The 20,479-nt window shown below is 40.9% G+C and carries 8 protein-coding genes; all 8 read left to right on the forward strand.

Annotation, left to right across the window (positions count from 1 at the left end; translation table 11 throughout):
• The first annotated feature begins 209 nt into the window (after positions 1–209).
• The 8 genes from MUG87_RS19140 to MUG87_RS19175 all read left to right on the forward strand — a co-directional run bounded on the left by MUG87_RS19140 (position 210) and on the right by MUG87_RS19175 (position 20,295).
• Positions 210–6,002 (forward strand): AAA domain-containing protein, encoded by a 5,793-nt coding sequence (locus tag MUG87_RS19140; RefSeq protein ID WP_247084291.1) that lies wholly within the window; start codon positions 210–212, stop codon positions 6,000–6,002.
• 235 nt (positions 6,003–6,237) lie between these two features.
• Positions 6,238–8,688, forward strand: coding sequence for an RNA polymerase recycling motor HelD (gene helD, locus MUG87_RS19145; protein WP_247084292.1), 2,451 nt, complete (start codon positions 6,238–6,240; stop codon positions 8,686–8,688).
• Between the two features lie 18 nt (positions 8,689–8,706).
• Positions 8,707–9,303: a DUF1819 family protein gene (locus MUG87_RS19150; RefSeq protein ID WP_247084293.1), complete on the forward strand. Its 597-nt coding sequence runs from the start codon at positions 8,707–8,709 to the stop codon at positions 9,301–9,303.
• A 2-nt stretch (positions 9,304–9,305) separates the two neighbouring features.
• Positions 9,306–9,857, forward strand: a complete 552-nt coding sequence (locus MUG87_RS19155) for a DUF1788 domain-containing protein (RefSeq protein WP_247087805.1) — start codon at positions 9,306–9,308, stop codon at positions 9,855–9,857.
• A 20-nt stretch (positions 9,858–9,877) separates the two neighbouring features.
• Complete coding sequence (gene brxC / locus MUG87_RS19160) at positions 9,878–13,432, forward strand: BREX system P-loop protein BrxC (RefSeq protein WP_247084294.1); 3,555 nt, start codon at positions 9,878–9,880, stop codon at positions 13,430–13,432.
• 16 nt (positions 13,433–13,448) lie between these two features.
• Positions 13,449–16,931: a BREX-1 system adenine-specific DNA-methyltransferase PglX gene (pglX, locus tag MUG87_RS19165; protein ID WP_247084295.1), complete on the forward strand. Its 3,483-nt coding sequence runs from the start codon at positions 13,449–13,451 to the stop codon at positions 16,929–16,931.
• Between the two features lie 114 nt (positions 16,932–17,045).
• Complete coding sequence (gene pglZ / locus MUG87_RS19170; RefSeq protein ID WP_247084296.1) at positions 17,046–19,589, forward strand: BREX-1 system phosphatase PglZ type A; 2,544 nt, start codon at positions 17,046–17,048, stop codon at positions 19,587–19,589.
• A 241-nt stretch (positions 19,590–19,830) separates the two neighbouring features.
• A complete protein-coding gene (locus tag MUG87_RS19175; protein WP_247084298.1) occupies positions 19,831–20,295 on the forward strand; it encodes an EVE domain-containing protein in 465 nt (154 codons plus the stop codon).
• Positions 20,296–20,479: the final 184 nt, after the last annotated feature.

Raw genomic sequence — 20,479 nt, forward strand, 5'->3', positions numbered from 1 at the left:
GAGCTGACAAGAATATGTGTCATCAGGGGATAAAGATTGTAAATCTCTTAATTTGAAGCAACATGCTCATTCTTTTTATACATACCATTGGGAATAATATCAATTTTCTGTTTCGACAAAATTCGATAACGAAACTTCATAAAAGCCTGTAAAATAGGTTTTATAATATATTGATATAGTAAGAGATATTGTTAGGATGAGGTGAAATAATGAGCGCGGGTAAGGTTGAGCGTTTGTTTCAGTATTTAATTGCAGTGAATGATTTGGGAAGCAAGGTAATCCGCAGATATAGCGAGTATGATTTTACTTTGCAGGACCGACAGATAAAGGAAGCGGAAAATTGTCGATTGTTTCCGCAGAATGAAGATGTTTGGCTAGAAGTACATAAAGTGTATATTACAAATCAAGAGAAAATGCCGCCTTTGCTGCCAATTGAGTTAGAAGGCTGGTTACAAGATGACCCAAACGATTATAAAAAAGCAACGATTCGATTCATTGAGGAAAAAGAAGGAGAATCCTTCCATAACACTACGCGTCCCGATTTATATACAGAATGGCTAAGCCAGTGGCAAGGTTGGAAAGAGCGCTTACTTACTAAATTGCAAGCGAAGCATATTTATGATGAATTCTTTAAGCTGTATCAACGTTTTGAACGAGAGGGAGAAGGTTTAGAACTTGTATTTGGTACGGGTATTTTAACATGGCAAAAAGATGAAAAAATTGAGCATCCGCTTTTAACTATTCGAATGGAATTGGAGTTTTTAGCAGATCAAGGTTTGTTTTTAGTAAAGCCAGCCGCTAGTGGATTACAGATGGAGTTAGAGGTATTAAGTGGTTATCCAATTCCGAATGTAACACAAATTCAGGACATGGCAGATACTTGGCGGGATATGGAACCAAGTGCTGCACTTCTTGCTAGCTTGGAAATGGACTTTATCAAATTCATGCATTTCTTGGATGCGGAGGGTGAATTTGTAGCTGAGGGAGATATTAGTGTACATAAAACACCAAAATTGTTCAATCGTTTTTTGTTTTTACTGCGTGAAAAAAATCAGCGCGTGCTGAAGCAAGACCTAGAACGTATTTTAGAAAAAACGCAGAGCGGGGAGTTGATTCCGCCTGCTTCTATTCGCTCTCTTGTAGGAGAACCGGTACCATCTAGTGACAGCTTTGCGAGCGAATGGGAAGAAGTGGGGAAAGAGCTATTTTTCCCGCTACCAGCAAATGAAGATCAGCAAGAAATTGCCCGGCGCATTGCGCAATCTTACGGTGTTAGCGTACAAGGACCGCCAGGAACGGGAAAATCTCATACGATTGCAAACCTTGTTTCACACCTGCTGGCGCATGGTAAAAAAGTGTTAATTACAAGCCAAAAGGAAAGTCCGCTTCGTGTTCTTCGCGATAAAATTCCCGCTTCTATTCAAAGCTTGTGTGTACCGGTTCTAGGCGGTAGTCGTGATTCCTTGCGTGAGGTTGAAAAAGCAGTACAAGCTATTTCTGAAAATCTTGGCAGTATGGACATTAGCAAGCTAACAAGAGAGATACAGGAAGCGAAAATTCGTCTTGATGAAAGTAAAAGAAAAGAAGCGCAAACAAAAACGAAGCTGAAGCAGTATGAAATGAGAGAGCAAGAAGCGCTACAGTGGCGCGGAAAAGATATATTGCGCGCGGAGGCAGCGCAAATTTTACAGCAATCTTCTGTTGATAGTTCTTGGATACAAGATACTCTATCGCCAGGTGCTGTGCCGCCGCTAGCAACGGAAGAATTTTATCGACTGTGGCAGCTGCGCGGAGAGTTGAACGCTGCGCATTATCGCACGCTGGCGTATACGTTTCCGCAGCAGCTGGTAACAGTAGAGCAGCTAAAAGAAATGCTGGCAGAAGGCAGTAAGCTAGAAGAGCTAGTTGATCAGGTAAAACAGCGCGTAACAACAGAGTTTTCATTTACCCTGCAGCCGCAGGAAGTGGATGCTGCTTTGTCCATAATTGACCAGATTTTATTACAGCACGCCCTCTTTACTAATAGCGCACATCAAGCCGTACTGCAAGATATCGAGAGCGGTGGTGCTCGTAAGGAGACTTGGGAAGAATTTGTAAGGGAAGTCGAAGCAGGTATTACACGCTTAATTCAGTTAAATAAAGAACTCAGTGCACATGAAATTCAGCTACCGCAAAAGCCTTTATTTGAACTACAGCAACACATCACGAAGGCGAAGGAAGCTATGCAAAACGGTAAGCCAGGTATGCTGTATTTCTTCTTTAAGGGAAAAGATATAAAATACCTGTTCACAGACCCTGTAATCAACCAGAAACCGGTCACTACACTTGAGGAGTTGCAAGTCTTAGAAACGTATATTACCTCGCAGGACGAGAAAGAGAAGTTACTGCGCAAATGGAATAATGTGATGAGTCAGATTGGTGGTTCTCAAATAGGAGAGCCTGCCGTAACGAGCAAAATGGATGACGAATTACAATTGGTGAAGAGCGTGTTTGCATTACAGAAGCAAATTGAAGAACTTCGCCAAAATATACCGAATCTGCCAACGATAGATTGGAAAGAATTCATTACATATGAAACGCTGCAGGCTGCACTCGTCCATAAAAAACAAGAATACCTTCTGCAAGATTGGAAACAACAGTACAATGCATATACCCAAGAACTGCTTACAGGAAGTAAGCAACCGAACGCGCATCATATTTGGGATACGCTGCGCATGGCCTGGGAGCAAAAAAATGTAGATGCATGGCAAGCGGCACTAGAGAATCTTGAACAATTACGCTCTGTGAACGAAATGGCTAATGAGTTACATCGTTTGCTTGCAAAGCTGAAAGCAAGCATACCGCAAACTGCTTTGTGGCTGGAGCAGCAGCTTGGCACCCAGTTAGAAATGCCGGACTGGAATGCTTCATGGCAACATAAAATATTGCACGATTGGCTACATGAGTTAGATCATTTAGATGCAGATGAACTGGCGGAACAACTAAAGCAGGAGCGTCGCCTTCAGCAAAAGTTAACTGAAGAAATTGTCGCTAAGTCAAGCTGGCGCAATCAGCTGGATAATATTACGGAAGAGCAAAAACGTGCGCTTTCGGCTTGGAAAACATATATTACGAGATACGGAAAAGGAACGGGCAAAAATGCCGCTATGAATTTGCGCGAGGCACAGCGGGAAATGGCAAAATGCCAAGGTGCCATTCCAGTCTGGATTATGCCTATTCAGCAAGTGCTGGAAAACTTTCCAGTTACAAATGAACCATTTGATGTAGTTATTGTCGATGAAAGCAGTCAGTGCAACATCATGTCATTGCCAGTGCTTATGCGTGCCAAGCGTGTGATTGTTGTAGGAGATGATGAGCAAATCAGTCCATACGACATTGGCACAAAATCAGATGATATTACATACCTTGTTCAGCAATTTTTACAAGGTATTCCAAATGCGAGATTATTTGATTTGCAGATTTCGTTATACGATATCGCAGATCAAATCTTCCCAAAAGCTGGTCGATTGATGCTTAAAGAGCATTTCCGCTGCGTGCCGGAGATTATTCAGTTCTCCAATGACCTTAGCTATCATGGCAAAATGATTCCATTACGCTTGCCAACAGCAGCTGAAATGATTACACCGCCTGTGTTGGCTGTGCGCGTGGAGGACGGCTACTGCACGAACGGTACGGATGCTACAAATAAACCCGAAGCAGAAAAAATTGTTCAGGATATTGCGGCGTTGCTGAAGAATCCGGCTTATGATGGTCAAACAATTGGTGTCATTGCCCTGCAAGGAAACAAGCAATCAGATCTCATCGAATCTATGCTTCGAAATACAATTGGTGAAAAGAAAATGATAGAGCGCAAAATTCGTTGCGGCAACGCCTACGCGTTTCAGGGGGATGAGCGGGACATTATGTTCTTATCTATGGTCATTGCACCGAACCGCACGTACAATGCACTAACAACAAAAAGTGCACAACAAATCTTTAACGTAGCGGCTAGTCGTGCTCGTAACCAACTGCGTCTCTATCATTCAGTTGGATTAGAAGAGCTAAAACAGCATGATTTTAGACATCGCTTGCTAGCCTACTGTCAAAACCCGGCTCGCGTACGTGAAGAAATGGAAAATCTGGAAGCGAAATGTGATTCTCCATTTGAAGTTGAGGTACTGCGCCGCATCATCGCGAAGGGCTACCGTGTCATGCCGCAGGTGCAAGTAGCGGGCAGACGAATCGATCTTGTGGTAGAGGGACTTCGCAATCGACTAGCGGTCGAGTGTGACGGCGAAAAATTCCATCCAATCGAACTGTGGGAAGCAGACATGGAGCGTCAACATATGCTAGAGCGCCTTGGCTGGACGTTCTGGCGCGTACGCGGCCGCGATTTTTATCAAAATCCAGACAAGGCGATGGAGAGTTTATGGGAAAAGCTTGCGGAGATGGACATTCATCCGTATGCTGAGCAGACACCAGTTGTACAAGAGTCCGTTATTGAAACGGAACAAACAAAACAAACCGCACACGATCTCTTCTTGGAAAAGGTCAGTCTAACAAAACAACAGCTGCGCGAAAAGGTATTTCGTCCCACGCATATTCGCCGAACAGGTGTAGAAGTCGAGGCGGTTGTTCTTCATGATGAAGCTGGGCAAGAGCATGTAATATATCGCGATGCAGAAGGCACTGTAATGGGACCTATCACGCTACAGGATTTTATGAGACGAAGCCGCGTGCGCAATACGCCAGCGCCGCAAAAGGTAGCGCCTGTACGACAGCTATCTGTTGACAAGGTGAATGGTGACAACATCGTCGCTTATTTGCAACAAGAAGGTGTAAAAATCGTTGATCATCGTGAGAAAGGTGGAGCTTTGTGGGTTGTAGGAGGGAAGCAGCTTGCAACCATACTAGCACCACTTGAACAGCGCCGCATCAGCTTCCGCTATATGCCAAGCGGCGCAAAGGCAACATCCAACTTGCCAGCATGGTTTTGGGTGGGGGAAACGATTCTGCCAAAAAAGAAACCAGAACCAAAGCAACCACCTAAGCTAACACATTCGCAGGAACAAGAAAAGGTCATTCGTTTTGAAGATGAAACGCTGTATTTACCGCCGCAACTACAAAACAAAAAGCTACGTGCGACAGATTTTCCTGGATGTCAGCACTTAATCAATGGCTTACAACGCGTATATCAAGTAGAACGTATCGGTGATTTGCCGCTGCGGGCGGACTTATGGCATGAAGGTATTCGCGGTGCTGGCCAAGTCGCATCGCGTAAACTGTGGGATCAATTGGTGCAGCTCGTAAAACAAGATGGGCGCCCAAGGAAGCGTGTAGCACCAACTGTATCCGCTCCTATTCATCCGCGTGCCTTGTCCTTTGGAGACCGTGTCGTCATTGTACCTGAGAAAATGTGGGAGGACAACATTCACCCATTTGAATTTGCAACCTGTGTCCAAATGGCCCAGCAACTCATTCGTCAGGGATATGTATACTACAAAGACTTGCCAAACCGCATAGAGGAGCTTATGCGCATTCGCGGTCTAGGCGCCAAAACAGCCGAAAACATCTACCACCACATTATGCAAAGAGTACAATACGAAAAACAATGGGAAGTACTTGATGCATCTTTGCTGTCGTATTACAACTGGTTTGTGGAATACATTACTGATGAACAAAAGCTATTTGGAGAACTCGGTATTACAAAGGAAGCTTACGAATTGCTACAGCTTCGATATAAAAGCTATAAAAATAGTAAAATCCTTACGCTTCATGAATTAGCAGAAATGTACGGATACACAGAATACTGGGTCCGTCAGTTGCTGAATAAAACCATACTAGCCCTATATGCACCAGCACGCCCATGGCTGTTGCAGCTGCAGAAGGAGCTAGACAACAAAACTGTCACAGTCAACAACTTTCTCGAACCAAACGAGTTTTCTCATTATATAGCACTAGAGCTTCTCAATCAGCACGGTATTACTTTACAAGGAAGCGAAACGATGTTTGTAAAGGAGTAGAAGGGCGGATGATTGTCCGTCTTTCTTTTATGAAAAATATTTAAAGTGACATAAATAATGCCGCTTTGTCTAATAGAATAAAGATAAATTAAGCTGTTTATTTTGCGGTATATACGTGATAAGGAGTTTATAACATATGTTCGTTTATCTTTTTAGCATCTTATGTAAGTCTGACTGTGAGAACCTTTGTTTTTAAATTATAATAGAAAGTAATAAATAAGTAAGGTGATGAGAGATGAATACAATTCTTATAAATGAGGAACAGCGGTATTTGGATAAAACAAAAGGGGTAATTGATAACTTGGTGAATCAAGCCAAGGAGACAATTAAAAAGGAAGTCACATCTCAAGTGGAAGCCAATGTCCGAGAGGTGATCCAAAAGAATTTGCACAAGCTGGAGGATGCACGTAAAAGTCCTTATTTTGGTCGTCTCGACTTTGAAGATGAGTATGATAAAGAAACAATTTACATAGGGAAACGTGGTATCGATCATAATGGGGAGCTTGTAGTGGTGGATTGGCGCACAGATCTTGGAAAACTGTACAATGCATATCAAGGTGTACAAACCGATTTTTATGTTGGTAAAAATCCAATAAAAATTCATGGCAAACGCGGGATTATTATTCAATACGGAAACATCGTCAGTGTGAACGAAATCGGTAAAAGTGGCATTGTAGAGGAAGATGGTCAACAGGTGAAATATATGGATGATTACTTGAGTGAGATTTTATCAAATACAAGTGACGCCCACCAATTGCGCGATATTATTGCCAGCATTCAGGCTGAGCAGGATGAAATCATTCGTTTACCGCTAAAGGACACAATTATTGTGCAGGGAGCAGCTGGGAGTGGAAAGTCCACAATTGCACTGCATCGTATTTCCTACTTATTGTATCAATACCATGAACAAATTAAAGCAAAGGATATTTTAATTTTAGCACCGAACGAAATTTTCCTTTCTTATATTAAAGATATCGTACCGGAAATTGAAGTGGAAGGCATTGAGCAGCGTACGTTTTATGATTGGGCATCCACTTATTTCACAGATGTCAACAGCATCCCGGAGTTGCATGACCATTACGTGAACGTGTACGCAGCTTCCAATAAAGAAGAGTTGATCAAGGTCTCCAAGTACAAAGGCTCGTTACGCTTTAAGCGACTCTTGGACGAATTTGTTGAGCAAATTGGCAGTACGATGATTCCGCATGGCAGCATCATCATTGAAACCGGTGTGATGCTACAGAAGGAAGAGCTGGATGCATTTTATAAAGGAAAAGAACACCTGCCGCTTAACGTGCGTATGAAGGAAGTCAAAGATTTCATTACAAACTGGAGCACAGCACAGGTAAAGCAAAAGCAGCGCAAAATTGAAGAAGAATTCGAAGATGCCTACCAAAAATGGGTTGTTACGTTATCGGAGGGTGCGGAGCGAAAAGCGATGTACGAGGCGCTGGAGCAGGCAAAGGCACTTCGGATGAAGGCGTTCCGTGAAAAAATGCAGCAAGAAATTGACTTGTACGTTAAAAAAATGCAGCATATTCCGGCGATGCTGATGTATAAATCCGTGTTTCAAAAGAAAGTGTTTGATAAATTTCATGCCGATATGGATCAAGAATTGCTGAGCTTGCTATTGCGAAACGGAAAAGAAATTAAGAAAGAACAATTCACTTACGAAGACATCGCACCGCTTATTTATCTCGACGCAAAAATCAACGGTAAGAAATTGGAGTATGAACATATCTTTATCGACGAAGCGCAGGACTACAGCCCGTTCCAGCTTGCAATCATGAAAGACTACGCCAAATCTATGACAATTTTAGGTGACATCGGGCAAGGGATTTTCTCTTTCTATGGATTGGACCGTTGGGAAGAGATTGAATCTTACGTATTCAAAGAAAAAGAATATAAGCGCTTACACCTACAAACGAGCTATCGTTCCACAAGGCAGGTTATGGACATGGCAAACCGAGTCCTTCTCAACAGCAACTACGACTTCCCGCTTGTTATTCCGGTCAACCGTCCAGGTGCACTTCCGACCGTGCAAAACGTCACAAGCGCCGGTGAGCTGTATGATGAGATTGCGCAGGTGGTAAGAAAGTTTGAAGACAAAGGTCATCAAACAATCGCTATTTTGACAGATACTAAACAAACAGCGATTGATACTTTCGACGAACTCAGTCGTCGCCGCGTTAAGGATATACAGGTGATTTCAGAAGGAAGACAAGAATTGCAGGAAAAAATCGTCATCATCCCTTCTTATTTGGTAAAAGGCTTGGAGTTTGATGCGGTTATTATTCACGATGTTAGCGACAGCACCTTTAAAGATGAGACATTACACGCTAAAATGTTATATATGTCCATTACACGTGCGCATCACGACCTGCATATGTTCTATCGTGGTAACGTGTCACCACTATTGGAAGACCGCGATCCGAACGCGCCGCCGAAGCCACGTAAGTCGTTTGAAGAGTGGCTTACCACCGACATCAGCGACCCAAACATCGAACCGCAAGTGGAAAAAATGAAAGTGGTCGCGAAGGAAGAAACGTTGCGACTGTTTGATGACGAAGAAGAAGAATTAGTCATGGAAGCATTTGAAGAAGACCGTGAGCGATATTACGATTTCTATGCATGGTTGAAAGTGTGGCATCGTTGGGCAGAATTGAAAAAGAAGCTACACGAATAGAAAAAGGTTGTGTCGTAAATGAAAGTATATTCCGGTGGGTTTACAGCCGAACATTTATACAGAAATGAAATGAAGATTGTCGCAGACATGCAGTTGAAGGGCTTGTCCAAACAAGAAATAAAAGAAAGGATTTTTGAAGAAAACCTCTTTCATTGCCGTAGTGAAGCGGCGATGAAAGACATTTTTCCGCGCGTATATCGCCGAGCAGAAAAGCTTGATGATACGTTACGAGACATGCTGGTTGCTGGATCGCGTTCTGATAACAATGCCATTTTATTATATGCATTTTTAAAGCACTTCAAGTTCCCGCGGGACTTTGTGTTCGAAGTTGTGCATTACAATCTTAAGCGCTTTAAATATACCGTAACGGAAGGAAATGTGCTGACATTTTTTGAAGAAAAAGCGCAGCAATATGAAGAAGTGCGCAATTGGACGGAAAAAACGAAGTACAAGCTGAAGCAGGTCACATTGAAGATTCTTATGGACGGGGAATTACTGGTGAAAAAGGGTAACGAATATGAAATTAAACCTGTTCCACTTAGCAAGGAACTGCGTGATTATGTGGAAAACAATTCTCAATACAGCGACCTGCTGATGCTGACATTAAACGATTGATGGTGGTAAACTTGGATATTCAAAAGAAATTGGATCGCTTCTTTGAAGAGGTGCAGAAAGAAGATTTTTTAAATATGCGCGGACTTGGGAATGAAGTTCCTTACTTCGTGTTCGACTACAACCCGGAAGACGAGTTAATGGTCAGGAGGTCTGTACAGTATTTTGCGGAAAGAATGAGTGCAAAGGCAAAAGTGTTGAATTTGTTCGATATGATGATTGATTTATTTGAAGATATTGGCGGTATTGAGGGGCTTAAGGACTTTGAAGCAGACCAAGGTACGGAGGAATTGTTTGATGCCATTCGTCCAACTCTGGAAGAAGAACAACTGGTAGCTCGTATTGGAGAAGAAGCAGAAGGTGCGCAGGTTTTGTTTGTTACGGGCGTGGGCAGTGTATTCCAACTGGTTAGCACTCATGAATTGTTGAACCAATTGCATGCACGAGTGACAAACACACCGATTATCATTTTTTACCCAGGAGAATATACAGGGCAAGGATTGAGTTTATTTAATCGCTTTGAATCAAATGGCTATTATCGTGCGTTTTCGATATAGATATAAGGGGAGAAAATAAGATGTTACAAGATGCTTTTACAATCGAAGAGCTGTTTAAAAAGAAAATTGATCGCGAAATCAACGGCGTGGTACAAGCGGGGCAACGCGATGAGAAAGTCATTTTAGATGAGCTTGAAGAGTACGTTATGACAAAAGAAATTAGCGAAAACATGGCGTATTTCTTTAAAAACTATGCGTACAGCTTTGATAATCAAACTACTAAGATGGGTGTATGGATTTCTGGTTTCTTCGGATCAGGTAAATCTCACTTCCTAAAAATCTTGTCTTACTTATTAAACAACGAAACAGTTTTCGGAAAGCGTGCTGTGGACTTTTTCAAGGATAAAACGGATGATCAAGAGCTCCTTACAATTATGCAACGCTCCGCAAGTTATAACAGCCAGGCTATCTTGTTCAACGTCGACTCTAAGTCGGCTGGCGGCAAAAAAGAGAAAGCAACTATTGTAGAAGTGTTCCTAAAGGTATTCAATGAGTACTTGGGCTATTCTTCTACACCATGGATTGCTAACTTAGAAAGACAGTTAACAGAAGAAGGCGTATATACACAGTTTGTGGAGCGTTTTGAAGAGATAGACAATACGAAATGGGTTGACAGTCGTGCTCGCGTATTGTTTAAAAAGAAATCATTTATAGAAGCTTTGGTGCAACTTGGCTATACGAAGGATACTGCAGAAGCTGTTTTGGCGGCGTCTAATAAAAACTATGAAATGAGCTCGGATGATTTTGCGAAATTGGTTGCTCAATACGTTGCAGCACAAGGAGACAACTATCGTTTAACATTCTTGGTCGATGAAATTGGTCAGTATATCGGTGATGATACAGATTTGATGTTGAACCTGCAAACTATCACCGAAGACCTAGGAAACCATTGTCAGGGAAAAGTATGGGTCATCGTTACATCGCAGGAGCAAATTGATGCCGTAACAAAGGTAAAGGGAACAGAAAACTTCTCCAAAATTCAAGGACGCTTTGCGACAAAGATTCACTTGACAAGTTCCAACACGGATGAAGTTATTAAGCGACGCCTATTGGAAAAAACGGCTGCCACTACAGATCGCCTGCAAATTGATTTCGATCAAATTGGTCAAAGCTTAAACAACACATTAACGTTTGAAAAAGATAAAAGTGTTCTGCAAAACGGCTTTAAAGATGCGAATGAATATGCGGCTATTTATCCGTTCGTACCGTATCAAGTTGAATTATTGCAGCGTGTATTCAACAAGGTACGTCGTCAAGGAGAAGCCGGTGCGCACTTATCGCAAGGTGAGCGCTCACTATTGAATGCCTTCCAGGAAGTTGCGATTCAATTAAAGGATGAAGATACAAATCAATTAGCACGATTCTCCCAGTTCTATGAAACAGTGAAACGCTTCCTTAGCACATCTGTTTCATCAACAATCAGTGAAGCGGCTAAACGTGAGGGTATCACAGGATTTGACGTGGAAGTGCTAAAAGTACTTTTCATGATTAAGAGCATTGACGAAATTAAAGCAACCTTAGAGAACATTACAACATTATTAGTAGATAGCGTAGACTGTATCAAAAATGACTTGGAAAAAAGAGTAGTTCAATCGTTGATTCGTTTGCGCCAAAAAATGTTAATCGCAGAAAACGCGGATCGTACGTTTGTATTTTTAAGTGACGACGAGCAAGAAATCAACCGTGAAATTCAAAGTGAAAATGTCAACGATGCAAATGTTACTGATGCACTAGGTCGTTTCTTTTATGAAGACATTATCCAAATGCGCTCTTACCGTTACCAAAAAACACATGACTTTGAATTTAATAAAGCGTTTGACACTTATAATCGTGGCGGAAAAACAAACGCCTTGACGCTACAGGTGTACACAGGTGACGTATCAGAAGAACAAGCGCGTGCCGATGCGAACTCCGGCACGATGATTATGTACATTCCGGAGCAGTATGCAGGTAAATTTTTTGAACCGATGCAGTATGCCCAAAAAATTCAGTCCTTCGCCAACAAAAAAATCTCCACAAGCTTAACAGATAAGCAAAAGAGAATTGTGGACGAAAAGCGCCAGCAAATCAGTGAGTTTGAGAAGAAAGCGAAGGAAGCGCTAGAAGAAGCGGCTGCAAATGCGAAGTACTTTATTCAAGGACAAGACTATGAGTTTAAAGGTGCACTAGAAAACCAACTACAAGGTGCATTTGAGGTATTGGTGCGAAATACGTACAGCTATTTAAGCTATATTGATGAGCCTGTGCTGGTGAAGAATGCGGAAAATACGATAAAAGAATGGGCTACAAACGGTTTATCAGGTAGATTAGATGGCACGTTTGCCAATCATCTGGCATATGAAACAATCGTACGCTTTTTGGAAGAGAGTCGCGGTCGACAAGTTGTCACTCTAAAGACGCTAGTTGAAAAGTTTAAAGACGTACCGTACGGGTGGAGTGAAAACGACATTGCGGGTATGGTAGCGGCTGCGGTGTATTATAAAAAAATTAAGCTCTCTTATTTAAGCGAAGCGTTTGATGTAGAACATCCGCAATTTATCGGTCGTATTACAAAAACGTCCGAGAGAGAAAAGGTTGTGCTAGAAGCGCAAATTGGTATTCCTGCGCGTGTGCGTAAAGATGTAGTAGAAGCAATGCGAGAGTTGTTCAACTTCTATGATATTGGTGAAACGTACGATGAAGTAGCCAAATCCATTCGTGAACAAATCCAAAAGCACTTCATTGAGCCGATTGAAGACATGCAGCGTGTGAAGCAGCGTGAAAATACGCAATATCCATACCCGGGCGGCATCAAGCTTTCTAAAATTAAAAACAGTATCTTGGAGCTAATGGGTATCAGCAAACAAGAGAACTTCGTAGAGGAATTTATCGAGCTTGATAAAGACCTAGAAGAATGGTTGGAAGACGTACAGCACTTGAACTCTTTCTATAATGGTCATGCGCTTCGTCATTTTGATGAAAGTGTGAAAGTGTTGGCAGAGCGTCGTGATGATCTAGATGTGGCAAAGCATGATGCCGACGTACAAAAGGTGAAACAAAGTATCATAGCGATTCTCACAAACGATAATCCATTCAAGCAAATTCCAAACTTACCACTGTTGAATGAACAGCTTAAAACAGGTTTATCCAACTTTGTGAAAAGAGAAATAGGGGTACAGTTAGAGCAAATGGAAGAGATTCAGCGCGACATGCAAGCACTGCAAGAACGTTATCAAAACATCGATACAATCAAAACAGTTGTAGCGCAAAAGCTAGAGGAATTGCAAAAACGCATCGCGCAAATGCAGGACTTAGAAAGTATTTCCCGTGTATACACGTATACACAAATGGCAAACAATGACTACCGCCGTTTGGAGGACCAAGTACGCGAGTTGTATGATGCATATGTTACTGATAATGGTGGAGACGATGAACAAGTTGTGGAAATGAACCTTTCACAGCTCTTGAACGTTGCCTTACCGACAGGTCAATTTGAAATCAAAACAGAACAAGACTTAACACAGTGGATGGAAAAGTTGGCAAATCAAGTAAGACAAGAACTGAATCGTGGCAATTCCGTTATCATTAAGAAATAAAAGGAGATAGAATGCGATGAACAAGAAAGCACTTAAAGAATTTGCGGTCTATGCCCGCAACGAACTTCGCAACCAAATCGCATTACGAGCACAAGCCTTTGGGATTACACCCGAAGGCTCTCCTATGCTTGTAACAGGTGCGGACTATGTGGAGATGAATGGTAAAAAATATCCACTTGCGTATAAAAACAGCATCACAAAGCTGTTGAAAGAAATTGAAACAAAAGGCTTTGATAACGTCATTGAGGAAGTCGCTTACACTTGGTTTAACCGACTCATTGCGATTCGTTACATGGAAGTACATAATTATCTTCCGTCTCGTGTTCGTGTGTTATCTAGTGAGACAAAAGGAAAAGTGGATCCCGATATTTTAACGGAGTATCAATATGCAGATTTACCTGTAAACAAGGAAGATATCGCAACGGCATTGGCGCAAGGAAACCGTGAAGAAGCATTTCGTAAGCTGTTGATTGCACAGTGTAATGAGTTGAATGAAATTATGCCTTTCTTGTTTGAGAAGCTGGCTGATTATACGGAGCTGTTGTTGCCGGAGTCTTTACTTCATGCGGATTCTTTAGTCAATAAGCTTGGTAAAGAGCTTGAAGATGGAAACTTCGAACATGTAGAAGTTATCGGATGGCTGTATCAATACTACATCTCAGAAAAGAAAGATGAAGTATTCGCAGGGCTGAAGAAAAACAAAAAAATTACAAAAGAAAACATCCCGGCTGCGACACAGTTGTTTACACCGCACTGGATTGTACGTTATATGGTAGAAAACTCACTTGGTCATATGTGGCTGGAATCACATCCAGAATCAGACCTGAAAGAAGAAATGAAATATTATGTAGAACCGGCAGAGCAAGAACCAGAAGTACAAGCGAAGCTGGCAGAACTGCGTAATCCAAATCTTTCTCCGGAAGAGATTACAATCTTAGACCCAGCATGTGGATCCGGCCATATTTTGGTGTATGCGTTTGACTTACTATATAAAATCTATGAAGAACGTGGGTATCCGACGAAGGAGATTCCATCTCTTATCTTAGAGAAGAACTTATACGGAATTGACATTGATGATCGGGCAGCACAGTTAGCTTCATTTGCATTAATGATGAAGGCGCGTGAGAAAACCAAACGTATTTTCCGTAATGTGCCGAAGTTGAATGTGATTTCAATTCAAGAGTCGAATGGTATTTTCATTGAACAAGCGGCTGATTTAATTGGTGAAAGTGCAAGTGGAAAGGAAGAGGTAAAAGAACTCCTTACAACTTTTATTGATGCCAAGAATTTTGGATCAATCTTGCAGCCAGAGAAGGTGGATTTTGAGAAGTATCTTTCAAAAGTGCGAGCGTTGAGAGAAGAGGGACAGGCTACGTTTGATACTTTTGAGGTGTATGAGCAGTTAGATATGATTACAGAATTGATTGAGCAGGCTAGATTGTTGGCTAGTCAGTATGATGTGGTTGTGACAAATCCACCTTATATGGGTGCTAAAGGGATGTTATCTCAATTATCTCAGTATATAAAAGTAAACTATAACGATGCTAAATCAGACTTGTTTGCAGTGTTTATGGAAAGGGGGAATGTGTTTGCAAAAGAGTTAGGGTACCATTGTCAGATTAATCAGCAGTCATGGATGTTTCTAGGTAGTTATGAACATATTCGTAAAAAAATATTATCAACTATGTTTATTGAATCTATGCTACACCTAGGTCCAAGGACTTTTGAGGAAATCGGCGGTGAGGTTGTTCAAAGTACAGCCTTTGTATTACGAAAAAGCAATATTAGTAATCTTATCGGAAAGTATTACCGTTTGGTTGAATACAATCAACCTGGTTTAAAAGAGAAAGCCTTCTTGTTGAGGAATCAGGAGTATATAGTAAAGCAAAATAAATTCAATTCTATTTTAGGAGCTCCCATATCATATTGGGCTTCTTCGCAAATATATTCGTTGTTTTTGAACAAGGAAAAAGTATCTAGTTATGCTTCCGCTAAAAAAGGTACTTTTACAGGTGATAATGATAAATTTTTAAGATTATGGCATGAAGTTAACATACAAAATATTGGGATAGGTTTTAAAAGTCGACAGGAAGCAAAGGCATCTGAGAAAAAATGGTTTCCATACAATAAAGGTGGAGGGTTTAGAAGGTGGTATGGGAACCTTGATTATATTGTGAACTGGTATAACGATGGGGAAGAGCTCTCTCAGTCTATAAAAGCTGGCATACGGAATCCAGACTTTTTCTTTAAAAATTGTATTACTTGGTCTGATTTATCTACTAATTTGTTTAGTGCTAGATATGTACCTGATGGGTTCATTTTTGATTCTACTGGTCCAAGTATGTTTTTATATGATGAAAGAGATAAATATAGTTTGTTAGCATGTGTTAATAGCAAACCGTTTCAGTATTTAACCAACTTTGTTTTGACAGGATTACATTATACCAGTGGAGTTATTAACAATATCCCAATAAGTCTTTTAACAGACCCTAATCAGATTAAGATAAGCAAGGAAAATGAACGTATTTCTAAGCTTGATTGGAATTTTTACGAGACATCGTGGGAGTTTATGAGTCATCCTTTTGTGGAATATTCTGTTGAATTTAAAAAATTGGAAGTTATTTATTTAAATTGGCAATCCCACACCGAATCCCAATTCCGCCAACTCCAACAAAACGAAGAAGAACTAAACAAAATCTTTATCGAACTATACGGCCTACAAGACGAACTTACACCTGAAGTACCGGATGAAGAGGTAACCATCCGCCGCGCCGACCGTGTTCGTGATGCAAAGTCATTTCTATCCTACTGCATCGGCCTTATGATGGGACGCTATTCATTAGATGTAGAAGGACTAGCATACGCAGGTGGAGAGTGGGATGACAGCAAGTACACGACTTTCAAGCCTGACAGTGATGGCATTATTCCTCTGACAGACACAGAGTACTTCGAGGACGATGTAGTTAGCCGCTTGCAAGATTTATTGGTTCTTATGTTTGGACAAGACACATTGGTGGAAAACCTGCGCTGGTTAGCTGAATCTCTGACGATGAAAGCAAATGAAACACCAGTTGAGCGTTTGCGTCGTTATTTTTTTGATGAGTTTTATGCGGATCACTGTAAGATTTATCAAAAGCGTCCGATTTACTGGATGGCGGAGTCCGGTACGAAGAAGGGCTTCCGTGCGTTGTTCTATTTACATCGCTATACACCGGAAACATTAGCGATGATGCGCTTCTCTTATGTGCAGGATTTACAAGAGAAGCTACGTCATGAGCAAAAACGTCTGGAGCAAGATCTTGTTAACCCAGAGTTAACAGCGGCAACGAAGAAGCGTTATGACAAGCAACTAACAACAATTAAGGCACAGCAAGTTGAACTCATCGACTTCGATAAAAAACTTGCTGAGCTTGCGAATCAGCGAATTGCGCTTGATTTGGATGATGGTGTGGTTGTAAACTATGCAAAGCTGCAAAATGTACTTGCGAAAATCAAGTGATGAAAAAGTGGATAGAGGCTTGTTCTCTATCCTTTTTTCGTGCCGTTTGTTTACAATCCCACTGTTCTTGCTTATGCTAGAGGTAGAAATATGTGGAGTGAGGAAGGATAGTCAATGAACATCAAAGAGGAATTACTGCGGTTGTTTCAGCAGCAACAAGATGAAAATCGAGGAGCGGTGCGGTCGCTTGTGTTTTGGTATGATGCACAAGGAGAAAGCCGCGATTTAACTGAGATAGAAGAAGCGTTGTCTGAGCGAGGCATTCGCATTCATCATGTAGAGGAAAATAATGTGTTTCGGACGAAGGTGCTGCTGGAGCTTGAGGATACGGAAAACTCTTATTTATTGTATGCACCATTTGCGAAGCCAGCGGATCGTGATAATTTTTTGCTTGATATTTTACTTTATAGTGGCAAGCATGGCGAGTTCCAAGCGGATGAAATTGCAATTCGGATGAAGGAATTGCGTTTGGATCATTTGGCAATTCGTCCGTTTATGGAAGAACATACAAGGTTCTTTGAAAACAAGCAGCGTGTGGCACGGTTCCAAAAACTACTTGCGAATAATCCTACTGTAGAACAGGTGAAGCAAACGATGCTTGCGGTATTATGCAATGCCAAAAGCAGCACGCCGCAGGATATTTTAAAAAGTGTGGCTGCGCACGGGTTGTCTGATACAAATGAGAGCTTGACGCAAATTGCGAAGTATATGGATGCTGAGGTGTTTCATTCATTTGTGGAGGAATACTTCGGTATTGCTAAACGGGAAGAACAGCGCTTCGCTCATATTGTAGAAAGTATCGTCTTCCAGCATTACGCTGCCCACCTAGATGAGAAAATGATGCAGGTTACATATGTATCCGCTGTTCCAAATATATGCAAGGTGTTTGTCGAGGATTGGTTAAAATCTGAGGAGCGTAAGGTACTGGAGCAAATCTTGGATACGCTAGAACAAAAGTGGAACGTGTCACAAGCAATTGAGCGTTATACATACCAAGCATTTTTACGTTGTGATACGTTTGCAGCGGTGGAGCGTAAAATATTGGATGTTCTGCATGAACTATTGTTAAATGAAACAATTGTAGTGTCAGAATGGAAAAGTATCTTAGCTGAGCGAAGCAAAAGCTATTGGTATAAAACACGTTTTCATGCGGAGTATGAGTTATTAGAAAAAGCGCTTCGTGTGTATGAGTGGCGCGGTGTGTTTGAGAAGAATGATGCACCAAGAAATGAGCGTGAGTGGTTTGCGCTGTATACGGAGAAATATTTTCATATTGATCAAGCATATCGACATCTACAGCTACATTATGCAAATGGTCATGGTTTAGATGCGTATGAAGCGTTAATGGAGCGCATGACGTTTTGGTATGAGAATACGTATTTAACAGAGCTTAGTCGTTATACAGATGAAATGGTAGATATGAAGCTGAGAGAGAAATGGCCGATTACGGATGTGCTTCAGCAAAAGAACTTCTACAATTATTTCATTCGTCCATTAGTAGAAGGATCACGCGAGCGTATTTTTGTGATTATCTCTGATGCTCTGCGTTTTGAGATTGGAGAAGAACTAAAGAGCAGTTTTAATCAGCGCTTGAACGCAGAAGTGCGGCTGATTCCGATGCAAGCTGCGGCTCCTACATACACACAGCTGGGCATGGCGGCATTGCTTCCTGGGAGTATCACAGATGTTGCGAGTGATGGAACAGTCTATGTAGATGGTCTTTCTACAAAGGGGCTGGTTAACCGCAACAAAATATTACAAACATATGAGCCCGATGCGGTGGCGTTAAAGCTGGATTCATTTATTTCTTGCAGTAAGGAAGAAGGGTTCAGTCAAATCAAAGGTAAGCGTGTCGTGTATTTATATCATGACAATATTGATGCGACTGGTGATTCTGGCAAAACAGAAGGCTATACGTATGAAGCGGTAGTGCAAACGGTGGAACGTATTAAAGCGGCTGTACGCAAGCTGACTGGGACTTATGAAGCAGTGCGTATTTATATTACAAGTGATCACGGCTTTTTATATCAATCTTCACAAGTAGAGAAATATCAAAAGACGGAAAGTATTCAAGGTGACATATATGACCGTAATCGTCGTTTTGCGATTGGGCACAGCTTAAGTACACCGGAAGGTACAACAAAGGTGTCCATGCAATATTTGGGATTATCACACGAAGCAGTCATCGCCAAAGGGTTAAACCGTTTCACTGCAGGCGGGGGTATGCGCTTCGTTCACGGCGGAGCAATGCCGCAAGAAAGCATCGTACCACTGATTGAATACCGTCAAGTGAGAGGAAAAGCACGTAAAGCAGAAGAAGAACGAGTTAACGTACGCGTTGCATCCATTCAAAAAGTTATCACAAGCTATCAATTTATCGTGCCGTTCTTCCAAGAAGAAAAGGTATCAGGCGAATTGTACGCAAGAACACTTCGTGCAGCGTTTTATCGAAATAACGAGCGTATTTCCAATGAGTTGACGGTAACGTTTGATTCAAAAGGAGAGGTGGCGGAGCGTCAAAAGGATGTGGTGTTCCATCTGTTGGAGGATCGGTATAAGACAGGAGATGTATGTGTTCTGCGTCTAGAAGATGTGTCTGGTCGTGCGACGGAGTTGTATGGTGAGGAAGAGTTTGAGTTGAAGTTGTATAGTATTTAAATAAACGGACTTTTTTGTTCAGGTTAGCAAAAAAGTCCGTTTATTCTTATTAAATTATATAGATATATTCAAAAAGCTCTCTTTGTAATGTTATAAGAAGTTGTTGTCTCTACTTGCTTAATTTTCGAAATTAAAAGTATAATTTATGTAAAGATTAGTTGTCAAACTAATGCTAGATTTTGTTAACTTAGTTATTTATACATGCCCCTACCTATACTTAAATGAATGGAGGAGACATCTTATGTATTATATTTATATATTGAATGATTTCGAAATTGGTAACAACATATTAAATGCTGAACAGATATTGGATAGTTTAGTAGGCAGAAAATGTTGGGTGTACAATAGTACCACCCCTAACTTTAAGAGAATTAACCGAGGGGATAAAGTTTTGGTTTATATGGCTGGAGTTGGAAGAAGGAATTTCGTAGCTTCCTTTAATATTGCAAGTGATATTGTTGAGAAACAATTAGATCTATTAACAAAAGAAGAAAGTATACTATTTAATATGTTTAGTCATATGGTAAAGATAGAAAATATAAATATATTTCAGAAGCCAGTTACTATAGCAGAAATTAAAAATGATTTAGAATTTATTTCAGATAAAAAGAACTATGGATTATTTTTTCGGCAAGCAACGAAAAGAATTACACAGCAAGATTATGAGAAAGTTATTAGCGCTTCACAAAACTTCTTAACAGTATAATGAAACAAAAGCAGGATGAAATTTAACAGAAAGAACAGGTTTTAGTAAGAATAGAGAATATTTGATTGTGAACACAAAACTTGTTTGGAACAATCTTTATAATATAAAAATGTTGTTAGATAACTTACTTAAAGATATCTTTTTACAATGTATTCATAAATCCATAAGAGTTACTAGTAGTACA

It is taken from the genome of Ectobacillus sp. JY-23 (assembly GCF_023022965.1).
Lineage (GTDB): Bacteria > Bacillota > Bacilli > Bacillales > Bacillaceae_G > Ectobacillus.

Bases quoted from the DNA above. Each gene is read 5' to 3' on its own strand.
- MUG87_RS19140 (WP_247084291.1), top strand. From the start codon at position 210: ATGAGCGCGGGTAAGGTTGAGCGTTTGTTTCAGTATTTAATTGCAGTG.
- helD (WP_247084292.1), top strand. From the start codon at position 6,238: ATGAATACAATTCTTATAAATGAGGAACAGCGGTATTTGGATAAAACA.
- MUG87_RS19150 (WP_247084293.1), top strand. From the start codon at position 8,707: ATGAAAGTATATTCCGGTGGGTTTACAGCCGAACATTTATACAGAAAT.
- brxC (WP_247084294.1), top strand. From the start codon at position 9,878: ATGTTACAAGATGCTTTTACAATCGAAGAGCTGTTTAAAAAGAAAATT.
- pglX (WP_247084295.1), top strand. From the start codon at position 13,449: ATGAACAAGAAAGCACTTAAAGAATTTGCGGTCTATGCCCGCAACGAA.
- pglZ (WP_247084296.1), top strand. From the start codon at position 17,046: ATGAACATCAAAGAGGAATTACTGCGGTTGTTTCAGCAGCAACAAGAT.
- MUG87_RS19175 (WP_247084298.1), top strand. From the start codon at position 19,831: ATGTATTATATTTATATATTGAATGATTTCGAAATTGGTAACAACATA.